The sequence below is a fragment of the Streptomyces sp. E2N166 genome (assembly GCF_003671715.1).
Taxonomy (GTDB): Bacteria; Actinomycetota; Actinomycetes; order Streptomycetales; family Streptomycetaceae; genus Streptomyces; species Streptomyces thinghirensis.
On the sequence record NZ_RAIF01000012.1, the window covers coordinates 487,210 to 503,455 of the forward strand.

Annotated in this window: 15 protein-coding genes and 2 pseudogenes; 14 read left to right on the forward strand and 3 right to left on the reverse strand. The window is 72.4% G+C overall.

Features of this window, described 5'->3' with window-relative positions:
* Window positions 1–488 (forward strand): annotated as a pseudogene (locus EBH09_RS09895) (hypothetical protein); the annotation flags it as partial.
* 98 nt (window positions 489–586) lie between these two features.
* Window positions 587–1,306 (forward strand): hypothetical protein, encoded by a 720-nt coding sequence (locus tag EBH09_RS09900; RefSeq protein WP_121746640.1) that lies wholly within the window; start codon window positions 587–589, stop codon window positions 1,304–1,306.
* A 3-nt stretch (window positions 1,307–1,309) separates the two neighbouring features.
* Here the strand turns inward: EBH09_RS09900 and EBH09_RS09905 are convergent.
* Window positions 1,310–2,157: pseudogene (locus EBH09_RS09905) on the reverse strand (alpha/beta hydrolase).
* 67 nt (window positions 2,158–2,224) lie between these two features.
* Between EBH09_RS09905 and EBH09_RS09910 the strand changes: the two are divergent.
* The 7 genes from EBH09_RS09910 to EBH09_RS09950 all read left to right on the forward strand — a co-directional run bounded on the left by EBH09_RS09910 (window position 2,225) and on the right by EBH09_RS09950 (window position 9,931).
* Entirely contained in the window at window positions 2,225–2,662 is a 438-nt protein-coding gene (locus EBH09_RS09910; RefSeq protein ID WP_238697255.1) for a MarR family transcriptional regulator, read from the forward strand.
* Window positions 2,663–2,837: 175 nt separating this feature from the next.
* Window positions 2,838–3,869: a glutamine synthetase gene (glnII, locus tag EBH09_RS09915; protein WP_121746642.1), complete on the forward strand. Its 1,032-nt coding sequence runs from the start codon at window positions 2,838–2,840 to the stop codon at window positions 3,867–3,869.
* A 117-nt stretch (window positions 3,870–3,986) separates the two neighbouring features.
* Window positions 3,987–4,916, forward strand: coding sequence for a hypothetical protein (locus EBH09_RS09920; RefSeq protein ID WP_121746643.1), 930 nt, complete (start codon window positions 3,987–3,989; stop codon window positions 4,914–4,916).
* A 329-nt stretch (window positions 4,917–5,245) separates the two neighbouring features.
* On the forward strand, window positions 5,246–6,280 hold the full coding sequence (locus EBH09_RS09935; protein WP_121746644.1) for an NAD-dependent epimerase/dehydratase family protein: 1,035 nt from the start codon (window positions 5,246–5,248) through the stop codon (window positions 6,278–6,280).
* Between the two features lie 52 nt (window positions 6,281–6,332).
* Window positions 6,333–7,610: a sensor histidine kinase gene (locus tag EBH09_RS09940; protein WP_121746645.1), complete on the forward strand. Its 1,278-nt coding sequence runs from the start codon at window positions 6,333–6,335 to the stop codon at window positions 7,608–7,610.
* Window positions 7,595–8,248: a response regulator transcription factor gene (locus EBH09_RS09945; RefSeq protein ID WP_121746646.1), complete on the forward strand. Its 654-nt coding sequence runs from the start codon at window positions 7,595–7,597 to the stop codon at window positions 8,246–8,248. Before EBH09_RS09940 ends, EBH09_RS09945 begins: the two co-directional genes overlap by 16 nt.
* A gap of 144 nt (window positions 8,249–8,392) precedes the next feature.
* Window positions 8,393–9,931, forward strand: coding sequence for a DUF1996 domain-containing protein (locus EBH09_RS09950; protein WP_121746647.1), 1,539 nt, complete (start codon window positions 8,393–8,395; stop codon window positions 9,929–9,931).
* 74 nt (window positions 9,932–10,005) lie between these two features.
* Here the strand turns inward: EBH09_RS09950 and EBH09_RS09955 are convergent, their stop codons facing one another.
* Entirely contained in the window at window positions 10,006–10,455 is a 450-nt protein-coding gene (locus EBH09_RS09955; RefSeq protein ID WP_121746648.1) for a hypothetical protein, read from the reverse strand.
* 131 nt (window positions 10,456–10,586) lie between these two features.
* Between EBH09_RS09955 and EBH09_RS09960 the strand changes: the two genes are divergently transcribed.
* The 5 genes from EBH09_RS09960 to EBH09_RS09980 all read left to right on the forward strand — a co-directional run bounded on the left by EBH09_RS09960 (window position 10,587) and on the right by EBH09_RS09980 (window position 15,872).
* Window positions 10,587–11,096 carry a tetratricopeptide repeat protein gene (locus EBH09_RS09960; protein WP_238697256.1) on the forward strand — a complete coding sequence of 170 codons (510 nt, stop codon included), beginning with the start codon at window positions 10,587–10,589 and terminating at the stop codon, window positions 11,094–11,096.
* A gap of 44 nt (window positions 11,097–11,140) precedes the next feature.
* A complete protein-coding gene (locus EBH09_RS09965; protein ID WP_121746650.1) occupies window positions 11,141–13,072 on the forward strand; it encodes a hypothetical protein in 1,932 nt (643 codons plus the stop codon).
* Between the two features lie 95 nt (window positions 13,073–13,167).
* Window positions 13,168–14,058, forward strand: a complete 891-nt coding sequence (locus EBH09_RS09970) for a metal-dependent hydrolase (RefSeq protein ID WP_121746651.1) — start codon at window positions 13,168–13,170, stop codon at window positions 14,056–14,058.
* A complete protein-coding gene (locus tag EBH09_RS09975) occupies window positions 14,055–15,125 on the forward strand; it encodes a PDR/VanB family oxidoreductase (RefSeq protein WP_121746652.1) in 1,071 nt (356 codons plus the stop codon). The genes EBH09_RS09970 and EBH09_RS09975 overlap by 4 nt, the downstream gene beginning before the upstream one ends.
* Window positions 15,126–15,182: 57 nt before the next feature.
* Window positions 15,183–15,872: a TetR/AcrR family transcriptional regulator gene (locus EBH09_RS09980; RefSeq protein ID WP_121746653.1), complete on the forward strand. Its 690-nt coding sequence runs from the start codon at window positions 15,183–15,185 to the stop codon at window positions 15,870–15,872.
* On the opposite strand, the gene EBH09_RS09985 is transcribed toward EBH09_RS09980, so the two are convergent.
* Window positions 15,869–16,225 carry a 5-carboxymethyl-2-hydroxymuconate Delta-isomerase gene (locus EBH09_RS09985; RefSeq protein ID WP_121746654.1) on the reverse strand — a complete coding sequence of 119 codons (357 nt, stop codon included), beginning with the start codon at window positions 16,223–16,225 and terminating at the stop codon, window positions 15,869–15,871. The two genes, EBH09_RS09980 and EBH09_RS09985, sit on opposite strands and share 4 nt — an antisense overlap.
* Window positions 16,226–16,246 lie beyond the last annotated feature (21 nt).

A 16,246-nucleotide genomic window follows, 5' to 3' on the forward strand; every position in this document is an offset into this window, starting at 1 on the left:
CCTTCCCGGAGACGAACGTGCGGCTGTCCGACGGCTCCCGGTACAAGCGCGTCGACCTGGTCACCGCCACCGAGTGCGCGCAGGGGATGTCCCCGGAGCTCGCCGCCCTGGCCGACCAGGGCGAGGGCTGCCTGCGGCTCACCACGGCCCTGTTCACGGACGCCGAGCGGCGCTCGCAGGTGAGCGTGACCGTGGCGAGCTTCGTGCGCGCGGAGGACGCCGGGACGGTGTTCGCGATGGCCTCCATGGACCCGGTGACGTACCAGACGGTCTCGCTCGACCCGCCGCCCGAGGCGGGGCTGCCGACGGTGCCGCCCGGGTCGGCCGGCGTCTTCAGGCGGCTGATGACCGTACGGTCGGTGGTGTTCGCGAACGGCCAGTGGGGCGACGGGGCGGAGACCGGGGAGGCCGCGCTCACCCGGCAGACGGAGGGCCTGCTCCGGTACGTGAACGACCACGTGGTGGCGTACGAACAGGGCGGTGTGTGACGCAGGTTACCCGTGCCCATCGGCGCGACCGCTGAGTAACTCCGTTCGGTATCTCGTACATAGCGGCGTACGCTCCCCTACCTCTTCAGGAGGCGCGCATGTCGCGCAGGAGAACTCTCGGCACGAAGAAGAAGATCGCGCTGCTGCTCAGCGCGGCGGCGGTGGCCGGCGGTGGGGCGTTCGTGGCGGCGAACGCCTCGAACGCCTCGCCGACCACGAACGCGCAGACGAAGGCCGCCCAGGACTCCTCCGTCTGCCAGGGCCTGGCCACCGCGCTCGGCAACAACCAGCGCTTCATCGACGGCCAGCGGGCCGATCCCGACGCCCAGTCGGAGGCCCGGATCGCCAACCGCGAGGCGGTCATCGCGGAGATAGGGCGCAAGCAGGCGGCGTCCGGGTGCGCGGTTGGGGAGTCGGCTCAGGACTCCCAGACCCCGCAGCCGCCGCAGGACGGCCAGGAAACAGGTCAGGGCGCCGGACAGGAGGAGGCGGGCCAGGGTACGGGCCAGGAGGCAGGTCAGGACGCCGGCCAGCAGGCCGGGGGCCAGGCCGGAGGTGCCGCACAGGCCGGTGAGCAGGTCTGCGACGGCTCCACCGTCACCCTCTCCGGCGAGGGCGGCGCCCCTGCCGCGTCCAGCAACGAGTTCCCGGTGGGCACCAAGCTCAAGGTGACCAACCTCGACAACGACAAGTCCACGACGGTGGAGGTCAATTCCGTCTCGGGAAGCTGCGTGCTGCTCAACAACGCGGCGTTCGAACAGGTCCGGGAGCAGGGCAAGTTCCTGATCCGGCGGGCGCTGATCGAGAAGGTGGGCTGAGGCTCAGCCACCTGACGGAGCCAGGAAACCGCCGAGGCGGCGGCCCAGTTCGGGCGGGGCACACTGCGGCAGCGCGTGGTGGGACACGTCCGGCAGGACGGACGCCTCCACGCACGGCAGCAGGGCCCGCGCCCGGGCCGCCACCTCGGACGGGTCATGGGTCCTGCTGTTCCCGGCCAGGAGCAGCAGGACAGGCACGTCCAGTCCGCGCAGCGCGTCCGGCGCCAGACGCGGTCCGGTCACCGGCCTGCGGCCGGGGAAGCCGACGGCGGCCTCCTGGAGGGCCGCCCAGTCGGGGTCGAGTGGAGTCGCCCCGGTCTCCCACTCCAGGAAGGCGCGGACGCGTCGGGGCGTGGGCCGCAGCAGCATCGGCAGCGCGCGCAGCAGGTAGGCCGCCTTGAACCCGGCGAAGCACTGGGTCGGGTCCAGGAGGAACAGGCGGCGTACCCGCTCGGGTGGTGCAGGGCGTGGTGCAGGGCGATCCAGGCGCCGTAGGAGTGGCCGCCGAGGTCCGTCTCCTCGATGCCGAGGCCGTCGAGGTGGGGGCACCTCCCACGTCCTTGAGGCAGTGGGGGAGCGTCCAGCCAGCCGGCGAGGTCGGCGACCGTACGGGGGTGGCGGTCGCCGGCCGGCGTGCTGCGGCCCGGGGCGCCGATCAGGTCGACCGCGTGGAGGCGGTGGGTGCGGGACAGCTCACCGGCCTGGGCGTACCACGAGGCCGAGGTCGCCGCACCGCCACCGGGGAGGAGGACGAGCGGCGGGCCGTCGGCCGGGCCGGTCACGTGGACGTGCGTCACTCCGAAGGGCGTGGGTACGGTCACCGACTCGGGCCGCGTCGGCCACCTGGCCATGACCTTGTCGTACGCCGCTTGGAGACGGCCGGCGTCGTACGTATCGCGAGCAGAGCAGGGCCCGGAGATGGAGATCGTCCATCTGCTGCGCGCGGTCGCCGTCGAACTGGGCGCGCACAGCGCGCGGTTCGCGCAGCGCAACGGCATGCACCCCACCGACGTGCGCGCGCTGATCGAGCTCATGGACGCCTCGCGGGCGGGTGAGGGGATGACCGCCGGGCGGCTGGGCGCCGCTCTCGGCCTGAACTCGGCGGGGACCACGGCCCTGGTCGACCGGCTGGAACGGGCCGGCCATGTGCGGCGGGTGCGCGACGAGCGGGACCGGCGCAGGGTCACCGTCGAGGTGGACGAGCGGGCGGTCGCCCTCGGTCGGTCCCACTTCGGGCCGCTGATCGGTCAGGTGGTGGAGGTGCTGCGGCGTTACGACGAGCGGGAGTTGGAGGCAATCGGCTCCTTCCTGACCGGCGTGCGGGAGGCGGCGGCCGGGGAGGGGCGGGAGTCGTGACGGGGCCAGTGAGAGACCCGCCACACCGGCACCAGGTAACACGGGGTTCACATATGGGCAACGGCCGGGAAATCGCCTGTTGGCACGCTGCTCCGCAGTAGACGCGACGCCCAGGTCGCCCCGGCGCCGCAGCACCCGCAGTGCGCCCAGACCCACCCCCGAAGGATGTGTCCCCGTGACCTTCAAGGCCGAGTACATCTGGATCGACGGCACCGAGCCGACGGCCAAGCTCCGTTCCAAGACGAAGATCATCACGGACGCCCCCGCGGGCCTGGACGCCCTGCCGATCTGGGGCTTCGACGGCTCCTCCACCAACCAGGCCGAGGGCAGCTCCTCGGACTGCGTGCTCAGGCCGGTCTTCTCCTGCCCCGACCCGATCCGCGGCGGCGACGACATCCTGGTGCTGTGCGAGGTCCTCGACACGGACATGACCCCGCACCCGACCAACACCCGCGCCGCGCTGGCCGAGCTCGCCGAGCGCTTCGCCGCGCAGGAGCCGATCTTCGGCATCGAGCAGGAGTACACCTTCTTCAAGGGCGCCCGCCCGCTCGGCTTCCCCGAGGGCGGCTTCCCGGCCGCGCAGGGCGGCTACTACTGCGGTGTCGGCTCGGACGAGATCTTCGGCCGTGACGTCGTCGAGGCGCACCTGGAGAACTGCCTGAAGGCGGGCCTGGGCATCTCCGGCATCAACGCCGAGGTCATGCCGGGCCAGTGGGAGTTCCAGGTCGGCCCGCTGGCGCCGCTGGAGGTCTCCGACCAGCTGTGGGTGGCCCGCTGGCTGCTCTACCGCACGGCCGAGGACTTCGAGGTCTCCGCCACCCTGGACCCCAAGCCGGTCAAGGGCGACTGGAACGGCGCGGGCGCGCACACCAACTTCTCCACCAAGGCGATGCGCGAGGGCTACGACGCGATCATCACCGCCGCCGAGTCGCTCGGTGAGGGCTCCAAGCCGATGGACCACGTCAAGAACTACGGCGCCGGCATCGACGACCGCCTCACCGGCCTGCACGAGACCGCCCCGTGGAACGAGTACTCCTACGGCGTCTCCGACCGCGGTGCCTCGGTCCGCATCCCGTGGCAGGTCGAGAAGGACGGCAAGGGCTACATCGAGGACCGCCGCCCGAACGCCAACGTCGACCCGTACGTGGTGACCCGCCTGCTGGTGGACACCTGCTGCACCGCGCTGGAGAAGGCCGGCCAGGTCTGATCCGGCCCCGCCCCGCTTCGCCCGGAGGGGCGTCCACCGCGACGGTGGGCGCCCCTTCGCGTTGGCCGCGGACCGCACGGTGATCGCGTTGTCAGTGGTGCGTGGCATCGTGGGCCCATGGAGATCGACGGGGACCTCGCCATCAAGGTCGAGACGGAGAACCGGCAGACGCACGCGCGGATTCCGGCGGCCCGGCTGCGCGATCTGGTGGCACGGATCGGCGGCACCCGAGACCGGTTCCTGGTCGTCCAGCGGATACCGGACATCCCCGACGTGTTCGCACAGGTGTGGCACGAAGAGGGCGGCGACTACCGGCTGGAGTACCGGGCCGCCGGGCACCTCTTCTTCGGGACGGATCTCGACGACCCCGGCCGGGTGGCGGATCTCCTGACCGGCTGGGCGCGCGAGCGGCCCGGCTGGGACACCGGCGTCGACTGGGAGCCGATCGCCCTCGGGCCGCAGAAGGAGGTCCCGGAACTGCCGGACGACGTCCGGGAGAAGGTCGAGCAGTGCGTGCGGGAGCGCCTGCGCTGCGGTTACGACAGCCGGCAGGTGCTGGCCGGGATCGCCGAGGACCACCTGGTCGGCGGTGAGCACGGAGAACGGCCGGTGTCGAAGGACCAGGCACGGCGGTTGGTGGACCGGCTGTGGCTGGAGCGGTTGGCGGAGCAGGAGGCGTGGGGCGCCGTGACCACCGACCCCGACCGGCTCACCCGGGTCTTCGAGACCCTGGACGCCACCGGCATCACCGCCCGGGAGAACTTCACCTGCTGCCGCGGCTGCGGCACGACGGAGATAGGCGCCGAGCGCGAGGGAGCCCGGGGCTTCGTCTTCTTCCACCAGCAGAGCACGGAGGGCGCGGCCGAAGGGTACGGACTCGCCCTGCACTACGGCGGTTTCGACGGCTCCGAGGACACGACCACCGCGGTCGGCCACGAGGTCGTGGCGGCCTTCACGGCAGCCGGGCTGTCCACGGAGTGGAACGGCGACCCGGGCAAGGCCATCACCGTCACCCCACTGGACTGGCGCAAACGCCTGGTGGGCTGACCGGACCGTCCTCGGCTCCGCGCCGCCGTGGCGTCCACGGCACCGAACACCGGCGGACGGTCCAGACCGTGCGGCGCGTCGGTTACACGTACACGCCGCTCACCGGACGCTGAGCCACCTCGGCCTCCGCCCGTCTCCGCTGTCTCTGCCGCCTCCGCCCGCCTCTGCTGTCTCCGCTGTCTCCGCTGTCTCCGCTGTCTCTGCTGTCTCCGCTGTCTCTGCTGTCTCCGCTGTCTCCGCTGTCTCTGCTGTCTCTGCTGTCTCCGCTGTCTCTGCTGTCGGCAGACAGGCGTTCCCTCCGGCCGCGGCGCCGGGGCACAGTGAACGGCATGAGGCTACTGGTGCTGGGCGGTACGGAGTTCGTGGGGCGGGCCGTGGTGGAGGCGGCGCTCGGGCGCGGCTGGGAGGTGACCGTCTTCCACCGAGGACGGCACGCGGCACCGCCCGGAGCGCGGTCGCTGCACGGCGACCGCACCGCGTCCGACGGGCTCACCGCCCTGGCCGACGGCACGTGGGACGCCGTCGTCGACACCTGGTCGGCGGCGCCCGGCGCCGTGCGGGACGCGGCGCGGCTGCTGCGGGGCCGCGTCGGCCGGTACGTGTACGTGTCGAGCTGCTCGGTGTACGCCTGGGCCCCGCCCGCCGGGTACACCGAGGACGCCCCGCTCGTCGACGGCGCCTCGGCGGACGCCGGGCAGACCGACTACGCCCGGGACAAGCGGGGCGCCGAGCTGGCCGTCCTGGACGCCTTCGGCGCGGACCGTTCGGTGCTCGTCAGGGCCGGGCTGATCCTCGGCCCGTACGAGAACATCGGGCGGCTGCCGTGGTGGCTGAACCGCGTCGCGCGCGGCGGCCCCGTGCTCGCGCCGGGCCCTCGGGACCTCCCCCTCCAGTACGTCGACGTCCGCGACCTCGCCGACTGGACCCTCGGAGCGGTCGGGCAGGAGCTGAGCGGACCGTACAACCTGGTCTCGCCGCCGGGGCACACCACCATGGGCGCCCTGCTCGACGCCTGCGCGACGGCGACGGGCGGAGCGGCGGAGCTGCGCTGGACCGCCCCCGAGACCATTCTGGCCGCCGGCATCGAGCCGTGGGGGCGACTGCCCGTGTGGACGCCGCCCGGCAGCGACCTGCACGACGCCCTGCACGGCGCGGACGTCTCCCGGGCGCTGGCGACGGGACTGAGCTGCCGACCGGTCGGCGCCACCGTCGCCGACACCTGGACCTGGCTGCGGGGCATCGGCGGCACGGCGCCCCGGCGTCCGGACCGGCCGCCGGTCGGGCTGGAGCCCGAGACGGAGGCGAAGGTGCTCGCGGCCGACCGGAGCGGGCCCCGCGAAGGTGTACCTGACACCACCCCCTGACCGGGGGGTTCGGCCCAGTGACCCGTACCGTCGCCTCGGCGAGACTGACGGCATGAACATCGAGACGAAGAGCGACGACCGGCGCACCGACCGGACGACACGGGCGCCGGGCGTGGCACTGTCGGCCGTGCGGGGACTGGCACTGACCCCGATCTCCCTGGTCGGCTCGGTGCTGTGCTTCTGCCTGACCCTTGTCTCCGTCGCCCTCGTCCCGATCGGGATCGGCCTCGTCACCACTCCGTGGGTGCTCACGGGCGTGCGGGCGTTCGCGGACTGGCGCCGGCTGCTCGCCGCCGAGTGGGGCGGGGTGCGGATCCAGCGGGCGTACCGGCCGCTGCCCGCGAACGCCAATCCGTGGGCGCGCACCTTCGGGATGCTCAGCGACCCGGCGACCTGGCGGGACGTCCTGTGGCTGCCGGTCGACATGACGGCGGGTACCGTCACCGCGCTGCTGGCCTTCGCGCTGCCGCTGTACCCGTTGGAAGGGTTCGGGATAGCGGCCGGGCTGTGGCGGGTCCTGCCCGACGGGTACTGGTACGGCTTCGTCCGGGTCACCGACCAGACCTCGGCCTTCTACGCCGCGGGCCTCGGGGCCGTGCTCCTCCTCGTCGCCCTCTGGCTCACCCCTCGCACGCTGCACGCCCACTTCCGGCTCACCGGCGCGGTCCTCGGCTCCGGCCAGGGCCAACTCGCCGAGCGGGTGCGCGTACTGACCGAGACCCGCCGTGACGCCGTGGACACCTCCGCCGCCGAACTGCGCCGCATCGAGCGTGACCTGCACGACGGGGCGCAGGCCCGGCTGGTCGCCATGGGCATGGACCTGGGCACCATCGAGGCCCTGCTGGAGAAGAACCCGGAGAAGGCCAGGGAACTGCTCGCGCAGGCCCGCCGGTCCTCCGCCGACGCCCTGACCGAACTACGTGAACTCGTACGCGGCATCCACCCGCCGGTACTCGCCGAACGCGGCCTGGGCGACGCGGTACGGGCCCTGGCGCTGCGGCTGCCCGTCGCCGTCGAGGTCGAGGTGGACCTGCCCGGCCGCGCGGAGGCACCCGTGGAGTCGGCCGGGTACTTCGCGGTCAGCGAGATCCTCACCAACGCGGTGAAGCACTCCGGCGCCGACCGGATCTGGATCGACATGCACCACGCCGAGGGTCATCTGCGCATCGCCGTCACCGACAACGGCAAGGGTGGAGCGGTGACCGGAGCGGGGTCGGGCCTGGCCGGGGTGGAGCGCCGACTCGGTACATTCGACGGCGTCCTGGCCGTCAGCTCGCCCGCCGGCGGTCCCACCATGGTCACCATGGAGATCCCTTGCGCGTTGTCCTAGCCGAAGACCTGTTCCTGCTGCGGGACGGCCTGGTCCGGCTCCTTCAGGCCCACGACTTCGAGATCGCCGCGGCCGTCGAGACCGGCCCCGAGCTGTCCCGGGCGCTGGCCGAACTGGAGCCGGACGTCGCCGTGATCGACGTACGCCTGCCGCCGACGCTGACCGACGAGGGCCTGCAGTGCGCGCTGGAGGCCCGTCGCAAGCGGCCGGGGCTGCCGGTCCTGGTCCTGTCCCAGCACGTGGAGCAGTTGTACGCGCGTGAGCTGCTCGCCGACGGCAGTGGCGGGGTGGGGTACCTGCTCAAGGACCGGGTCTTCGACGCGGAGCAGTTCGTGGACGCCGTACGGCGGGTCGCGGCGGGCGGTACGGCGATGGACCCGCAGGTCATCCAGCAACTGCTCACCCGGCGTGCGGCGGAGGACCGGCCGCTGGAACGGCTGACGCCCCGGGAGCTGGAGGTGCTGGAGCTGATGGCGCAGGGGCGGACCAACGCGGCGATCGCCGGCAAGCTCGTCGTCACGGAGCGGGCGATCGCGAAACACACGGCGAACATCTTCGCGAAGCTGAGCCTTGAGGTCTCGGACGACGACAACCGGCGTGTACTGGCGGTTCTGGCGTATCTGGACCGCGGCCGCTGACCCCGTCGCCGATCCCACCAGCCCCACAGGACCCAGCAATTTCCGAGACGACTGAACACCCCTGGGACGGCCTCCGTATGGAAGGGCGCCGCTTCACTCCTGTCGGGCGCCCTCGATGCCCCGCAAGGAAGTCAGAGGAGTTCCATGGGACGCAACACAAGAAAACGCCGTACGCCGCTGGCCACCAAGGTCGTAGCCGGGGCGGCGGCCCTGGCGGTCGGCGGGGGCGGGCTGGTCTGGGCCAACTTCTACGCCTCGGCGCACGAGGAGAATCCGGGACACAACCGGACCAGGTCCGCAGGTGCCGAGATCGCCACGATCCAGTGCCCCGACGTCGGGCAGAACCTGCGGGACGTGCCGAAGGGCGCACGCGCCGGTGTCGACCAGGAGCTGGCCAAGCTCGACAAGCAGATCACCGAGGCGTACGCCCGCCTCGCGTCGACCCGCCGGGACCAGGCGGGAGACGCCGGGTTCGTCCAGAACGCGATTCTCGGTCCGCTGAAGTCCAAGCGGACAGCGGCCCTCGACCGCATCGGGATCAACATCCGGCGGGTCGGGGGCAGTGCCCCCGACGGGCTGGACCAATTCGCCGAGTGCAAGGGAATGGTGGCCGACCAGCCCGACGGCGGCGACGACGGCAACGGCCAGGACGGCCAGGACGGCCAGGACAACGGTGACCAGAACAACGGTGACCAGGACAACGGCCAGGACCAAGGCCAGGACAACGGCCAGAACCAGGGCGACAACGGCAACGGGGCCGCGGGCCCCTTCGCCGATGACTTCGTCGACATCAACGACGTCCAGCCCAACTCCCGGGACCTGGAGAACGGGCTGGCCGCCAACGGGGAGGGCGGGTCCACTGGTTCCTTCACCACGAACTGCGGTGTCAACGAGAACAACTTGTTCAACAGCGACAACCTGATCGTGGCCCCGGGCGTCGACAACGGCGCGCACCACACGCACGACTACGTCGGCAACCAGGACAACGACGCCTTCTCCAGCGACGAGGACCTGGCGGGCGCCGAGACGTCGTGCCAGAACCAGGGCGACAAGTCCACCTACTACTGGCCGGTGCTCCGTCTCCAGGACGGCACCCAGGAGTTCGACGCGGGTGACCTGGGTGGTGGCGCCGAGGGCAACGTCGGCAAGATCCTCAAGGCCGCACAGGCGGAGATCAAGTTCGTGGGCAACAAGCGGAGCGACGTCGTCGCGATGCCCAAGTTCCTGCGCATCATCACCGGTGACGCCAAGGCCTTCACCAACGGTGTCGCCAACGCCAACAGCTCGTTCAGCTGTACCGGCTTCGAGGACAGGCAGGTGACGGACAAGTACGTGCTCTGCCCGGAGGGCAGCCAGGTCGTGCGCACGTCCAACTTCCAGAGCTGCTGGGACGGCCAGAACATCGACAGCGCCAACCACCGCGACCACGTGGCCTTCGTCCAGCAGGACGGCAGCTGCCCGAACGGCTTCCAGGCCATCCCCCAGCTGCAGGTCCGTCTGGTGTACGACGTGCCCACCCCGACCGTCGAGAACGGTCAGGTGCAGAACCCGTACGCCGTGGACGGCTTCCCCGAGCAGTTGCACAAGCCGATCACCGATCACAACGACTTCATCAACGTCATGGACGATGACCTGATGAACGAGGTGGTCGACTGCATCAACAGCGGCGAGGACTGCCAGTAGTCCACGCGGCGCCCCGCTGAGAGGGCCGGTGACGGAAACCCGTCACCGGCCCTCTTCGCCGTCCCGGCGTCCGGTCAGCCGCCGTGACCGCTGTGGCCGCCGCTCTCACCGTCGCCGGCCGAGTGCGTGCCGCCGCCGTGTTGCGTGCCCTGCTCCAGGGTCCCGCCGAGCCGCCCGCGCAGGTCCGCCACGACGTCCTCGTGGCCGACGGCCACCCACTTGCGGCCGACGAGGTAGTAACCGCCGTAGTCCTTGGCCGTGTTGATCCACTCGCGCTGGCCGCGGTCGGTGGAGAAGGTGGCGAGGACGTACTTCTCGTCGCCCTTCTCGCAGAGCGCCTGACGGATGGTGTCGGCGTCGGTCTGCATGTTCGGGGCGCACTTCACCTCGGCGGCCAGGTGCTCCAGGCTGCCGGTGACCGTCTCGGGCACGGCCGCCTCGCCGTCCCCGTCGGATCCGCAGCCGGTCAGCGCCAGTACCGCCGCCGCTCCGGCCAGCGCGAGCATCGGTCGGGTCAGCCTCATGTGTTCCTCCGGTCCGTTCCGGCGACATGCCGCACGGAGCCCCGGCAGGGCTCTCGCCATCGATACGGCCGCGAGCCGCGAAGTACTCAGCGATCCTGGTGCCCCGAGCACGCCCGTGCGAAAGTGGCGCAGTGGACCAGGACTGGGAAGACCGAGTGACCGCCGCGTGGTCGACGTTCGACGACTACGCCGAGGACGACGCCGCCGCCTTCCGCGCGGTGATCGACGCCCTCGCCGACGAGCTGCCCGCGGACAGCCCCCTCGGCCTGTTCGAGCGGGCCTGCGCCTGGGACTCCACGGGCCACTCCGACCGGGCCGTGCCGCTGTACCGCGAGGCGCTGGCGCGCGGCCTGGGGGAGGTCAGCGGCTACAAGGGCCGCCGGGCGAAGATCCAGCTCTCCAGCTCCCTGCGGAACACCGGGCACCCGGAGGAGGGCGTCAAGCTGCTGTCGCCCGAACTGCTCGCGCCGTCCGACGAGTTGGACGACGCGGTACGGGCCACGCTCGCGCTCTGCCTGTCGAGCATGGGCCGCGACCGTGAGGGTCTGTCGCTGGCGCTCGGCGCGCTGGCGCCCCATCTGCCGCGCTACCAGCGCTCGATGGCCGCCTACGCACGGCAGCTGGTGGAACCCCAGGATTGACCCGGGCACGGTGACCAACCACCGATTCGCTCGTTCTGCTGAACGTGCAGTCACAGGATGTCGCCCCGCGCCCCGCACCGTCCTCAGCCTCCTCGGCCGACCCGGTCGTCGACGTCGAGCAGGCCGAGGCAGCACTCGTCGAGCACTATCCGCGCCTGGTCCGGCTCGCCTATCTGGTGCTGCCGCCACGCCTCGGCCGGAGCCGCCGCGTCCTGACCGCGCACGCCCTCACCCAGCGCGCGCTGCCCCGGAACCGGACGACGACACCAGTGATCCCGGCCCAGTCGACCGGCCGCGGAGTCGACCCCGGCTACGCCCTGGTCCGGCTGCGGGTCGTCCGTACGGCGCTGGAGGCGGGCCTCCCGCTCAGGCGGCGCGCGTGGCCCAAGCGCTCCCAGCTGCCGCCGCTGCTGCCCCAGGTGCGGGGGCTCAAGCTCTTCCCGCGCTCCGGCGGCGCCGACGAACTCGCCCTCGACCAGCGACTCTCCGCCCTCTCCGCGCCGGGCCGGGCGGCCTACGTGCTGCGCGGTCTGGAGAAGCTCCCCGACGACGACGTACGGCAGCTGCTCGGGGCCGCCGGGGTGGCCGACGCGGGCGCCGCGCTGCGGGAGGCCGACGAGGTGCCCGGCCAGTACGCGCTGCTCGGCTCCCCCGAGTTCGACCCCTGCTCGCTGCAGGCCCGCCCGACCGACCTGATGCGCCGCCGGCAGCACACGAAGGCGGCGCTGGTCGCCGGGGCGGCCCTGGTGGTGTGCGGGGCGTTGCTGGGGTTGCCCGGTGAGGGCTGGGGGCCGGACGGCGCCGCCGCCCCGCCGTACGCGCGGAACCCGGCGGCCGAGGCCGCCCTCGACCCCGGCAGGCTGACGAAGGTCGCCGCCGCCGCGTGGGAGACGTCCGCGCGCACCGACTTCTCGGTGTGGCCGGCCCGCGGTGACCTCACCGGCGACGAGGAACTGCTGCGGCGCGCCCTCGCCGTCTGGGCCCGGCCCGGCGAGGAGGTGAGGGTCTCGGCGACACCGGGCACCCCGACCGGCGGCCCGTCCGGCCCGCCGCAGCTGCTGTACGCCGGGACCGTCGACAACGCGCGCGTGGTGATCCTGCACGACGGTCTGCGCATCGCCAGGTACGCCGAGCCGAAGGACGGCACGGCCGGGGCCGCCCTGGACTTCGCGCGCACCGACGGCGCCGGCCGGGCCGAGGCGAACGCCGTGGTCCTGGGCCGGGCCGACGGCAACGTCCGCTATCTGACGGCGCCCTGGGTGACGAAGGCGGCCGGGCGGGACCTCACCGACCCGGGCGCCGGCACCCGGGACCTGACGCTGACCGACGGCATGACCTCGCCGGTGGCCAGCCCCGTGCAGCAGCAGTCGGGGGCGTGCGCGTCCTGGGACGTCCTGGCGCTGACCGACGGCTCGGACACCCGCCTGGTGACCGACCTCGGCGAACTGGTCCCGGCCCGCCTCACCACCGGGCGCCCCGGCTCGGCCAAGGACGCCTCCGGCGCCGAGGCGCTGGGCACCTGGGCGCCGTACGCCTGCTCACTGGGCGCGGTGCGGGGGCAGGGCGTGCGGTCGGTGAACGCCTGGGAGTTCGCGACGCAGCCGCTGCCCGATTCCAGCGGGTCGGCCGCGTGGGTGTGCACCCGGGCCGAGACCTGGCGGGGTGACGGGGCCCGGGTGATGGCCCAGTTCCGGACGCCGGGCGGGGCGCAGGGCGCGGTGGCGGCGAAGGCAGAGGGAGTGCAGGCCTGCGGCGAGCGCGACCCGCACGTGCTGGCCGGGGTGCTGTGGAAGTCGGAGGGCGGGCACTGGTACCTGCTCGCCGCCGGCGGACGCGACACGGAGTCGGTCGAGGCGACGGGCGGGATCAACGACTCCGCCGACGGCAACCTGCTGACGGCGAAGGCCGAGCAGGGCGCGCAGGCCGAGCTGAAGGGCACCCTGGAGAACGGCCGGACGATCGGCGGTCTGCGCTAGGACCTGTCCGGGCCGGGCGGCGCCGGCTGACACCGGCGTCAACAAGTGCCGGCACGAGGGTTCCCCGGAGTCCTACCCGTCAGTACATTGACGCCATGTCTAATAAGCATGTCCCGCTCAAGGCACGGAAGGTCTCCTTCGCCTGGGAGGACACCCCGCTGCACTGGGTGCCGGGGGACCCGTTCACGACGCACACGATCAATGTGCTGCACCTGCTGCTGCCCGCCGGCGAGCGCTGGTTCGTGCACGTCTACAAGCAGGTGCTGCCGTACATCCGGGACGAGCGGCTGCGCGAGGACGTCATCGGGTTCATCGGGCAGGAGGCGATGCACTCCCAGGCCCACGACGAGGTGCTGCCGCACCTGAAGGACCAGGGGCTCGACCCGACGCCGTACACCGCGCAGGTCGACTGGCTCTTCGAGAAGCTGCTCGGCGACCGCACGCTGCCGCCGGGCCGGCCGCGCCGGTGGTGGCTGATGGAGCGGGTGGCGCTGATAGCGGCCATCGAGCACTACACGGCGTTCCTCGGCGACTGGGTGCTCAACGCCGACGCGCTCGACCGGCGCGGCGCCGATCCGACCATGCTGGACCTGCTGCGCTGGCACGGCGCCGAGGAGGTCGAGCACCGCTCCGTGGCCTTCGAGGTGTTCCTGCACGTGGACGGGGGCTATGCGCGGCGGGCTCGCACCTGGGCGACCGCGTTCGCGGCGCTGGTGTTCCTGTGGCAGCGCGGGACCAGGTACTTCATGGAGAACGACCCGACGCTCATCGACGGCCGCGCCACCTTCCGGGACTTCCACCGGCGCGGCCGGCGCGGCCTGCTGCCCTCGACCGGTGCCGTGGCCCGCTCCGTGCCGCGCTATCTGAGCCGTGGCTACCACCCGTCCCAGGAGGGGTCGACCGAGCAGGCCGTGGCCTACCTCGCCGCGTCGCCCGCCGCGGTCGCCGCTGTCGCCACCGAAAAGTCGCAGGAAGGTGCCGTATGAAGCCCAAGCCGATGACCCTGGTGCTCGCGGCCGGTGCCGCGCTCGTCGTCCGCCGGGCGCTGCGGCGCCGTATCCAGGCCTCGCCGCTGTGGCCGATGCCCGCGCTGGACCCGTCGGTCTCCGGGCGGCCCCGATCGCGGGCGCTGACGCTGCTGGTCACCGCGCACGAGCGGATAGCCGACGGGGTGGTCCGGATCCGCCTGGAGGGACACGACCTGCCGCGCTGGGAGCCGGGCGCCCACCTGGACCTGGTGCTGCCGTCGGGTCTTGTGCGGCAGTACTCGCTGTGCGGCGATCCGGAGGACACCTCGTCGTACACCGTCGCCACGCGGCTGGTCGAGGACGGGCGGGGCGGCTCGCGCGAGGTGCACGAGCAGGTGCAGGAGGGTGTGGAGCTGGAGGTGCGCGGCCCGCGCAACCGCTTCCCGCTGGTAGAGGCCCCCGCCTATGCCTTCGTCGCCGGCGGCATAGGCATCACGCCGGTCCTGCCCATGCTGCGGGCCCTGCCGGAGAGCACCGAGTGGCGGCTGCTGTACGGCGGGCGGACGCGGGCCTCGATGCCGTTCCTGGAGGAGATCGAGAAGCTGGCCCCGGACCGCGAGCGAAGCGGGGGGAGGGTCACCGTCGTCGCCGAGGACGAGGACGGGCACCCGGGGCTCGACGCCTTCCTGGCGGACCTCCCCGAGGGCACGGCGGTGTACTGCTGCGGCCCGGAGGGCCTGATGGCCGCCGTCGAGGAACGCCTCCCGGCGGGCACGGCACTGCACCTGGAGCGGTTCGCGCCGCGTACGACGGCAGGCGGCGACGGGGAGTTCGAGGTCGAGCTGCACCGCAGCGGGCGCACGCTCACCGTGGACGGGGACACCTCGGTGCTGGCCGCCGTGCGCGCCGAGCTGCCGAACACCCCGTACTCCTGCGAGCAGGGCTGGTGCGGGACCTGCCAACAGAAGGTGCTGGAGGGCGAGATCGATCACCGGGACGAGCTGCTGACCGACTCGGAGCGCGGCGACTCGATGCTCATCTGCGTGTCCCGCGCCCGGGGAACGCGGCTCGTGCTGGACATCTGAACACCTGCGACCGGTCCGGCCCGTTCGGGGGCTGGATTCGATCGGTAAGGTGTTCGTATGACTACCGGGGTACGCCGCAGAATGGGCGTCGAGGAGCGGCGGCAGCAGTTGATCGGCGTCGCGCTCGATCTGTTCAGCCGCCGCTCGCCCGACGAGGTCTCCATCGACGAGATAGCGTCGGCGGCGGGCATCTCGCGCCCGCTGGTCTACCACTACTTCCCCGGCAAACTCAGCCTGTACGAGGCCGCGTTGCAGCGTGCCTCGGACGATCTGGCGGCCCGGTTCATGGAGCCGCACGAGGGCCCGCTGGGCGCGCGGCTACTGCGGGTGATGGGCCGCTACTTCGACTTCGTCGACGAGCACGGCCCCGGTTTCTCGGCCCTGATGCGCGGTGGTCCGGCGGTCGGCTCGTCCACGACCAACGCCCTCGTGGACTCCGTACGGCAGGCCGCGTATGTCCAGATCCTTTCGCACCTGGGCGTCACCGATCCGCCCGCGCGCCTGGAACTGGTCGTCCGCTCCTGGATCTCACTCGCGGAGTCGACGGCGCTGATCTGGCTGGACGGGCGCCGCATCCCGCGCGCCGAGCTGGAGACCCAGCTCGTGCACGACTTCGCCGCGCTGACGGCGGTGAGCGCCGCCCACGACGAGGAGATGGGCGCCCTGCTGCGCCGCGTCATCGAGGACGAACCGGCCGACGGCCCCTTCGGGGACCTGGTCGGCCGGCTCATCGGTATTGCCGGTTAGCTCTCGAACTTCCGGTACGACGGGTCCAGGTCGCGGACCTCGGCGGAGGCGTGCAGGGCGAGGCCGTCGCCCGGCTTCACGTACTGCCGCAGCAGTTCCAGGACGGCCTCGGTGAGCCGGGCCTTGGTCTCTCCGGTGCGGCCCGCGAGCAGTCCCAGGGTGACGTGCACGACGGCGTGCCCCTCGGTGTCCGGGCCGACCGTGGTGTCCTCGCCGCGGCGGAACTGCGTCTTGCACGCCGGCGGCTTGGCGGCCGCGATCTCGACGACGGCGGTGTGCAGCGCCCGCGCGAACGCGGGCCGGTCGAAGTCGTCCGCGAGCTGGGCGGAGTAGTCGACGGTGATCTGCGGCATGAGCCCTCCCGTTGCGTGAAC

Coding starts and splice junctions, on each gene's coding strand:
- EBH09_RS09975 (WP_121746652.1), top strand. CDS start 14,055: ATGAAGCCCAAGCCGATGACCCTGGTGCTCGCGGCCGGTGCCGCGCTC.
- EBH09_RS09940 (WP_121746645.1), top strand. CDS start 6,333: ATGAACATCGAGACGAAGAGCGACGACCGGCGCACCGACCGGACGACA.
- EBH09_RS09935 (WP_121746644.1), top strand. CDS start 5,246: ATGAGGCTACTGGTGCTGGGCGGTACGGAGTTCGTGGGGCGGGCCGTG.
- EBH09_RS09970 (WP_121746651.1), top strand. CDS start 13,168: ATGTCTAATAAGCATGTCCCGCTCAAGGCACGGAAGGTCTCCTTCGCC.
- EBH09_RS09955 (WP_121746648.1), bottom strand. CDS start 10,455: ATGAGGCTGACCCGACCGATGCTCGCGCTGGCCGGAGCGGCGGCGGTA.
- EBH09_RS09985 (WP_121746654.1), bottom strand. CDS start 16,225: ATGCCGCAGATCACCGTCGACTACTCCGCCCAGCTCGCGGACGACTTC.
- EBH09_RS09950 (WP_121746647.1), top strand. CDS start 8,393: ATGGGACGCAACACAAGAAAACGCCGTACGCCGCTGGCCACCAAGGTC.
- EBH09_RS09980 (WP_121746653.1), top strand. CDS start 15,183: ATGACTACCGGGGTACGCCGCAGAATGGGCGTCGAGGAGCGGCGGCAG.
- EBH09_RS09910 (WP_238697255.1), top strand. CDS start 2,225: ATGGAGATCGTCCATCTGCTGCGCGCGGTCGCCGTCGAACTGGGCGCG.
- EBH09_RS09900 (WP_121746640.1), top strand. CDS start 587: ATGTCGCGCAGGAGAACTCTCGGCACGAAGAAGAAGATCGCGCTGCTG.
- EBH09_RS09920 (WP_121746643.1), top strand. CDS start 3,987: ATGGAGATCGACGGGGACCTCGCCATCAAGGTCGAGACGGAGAACCGG.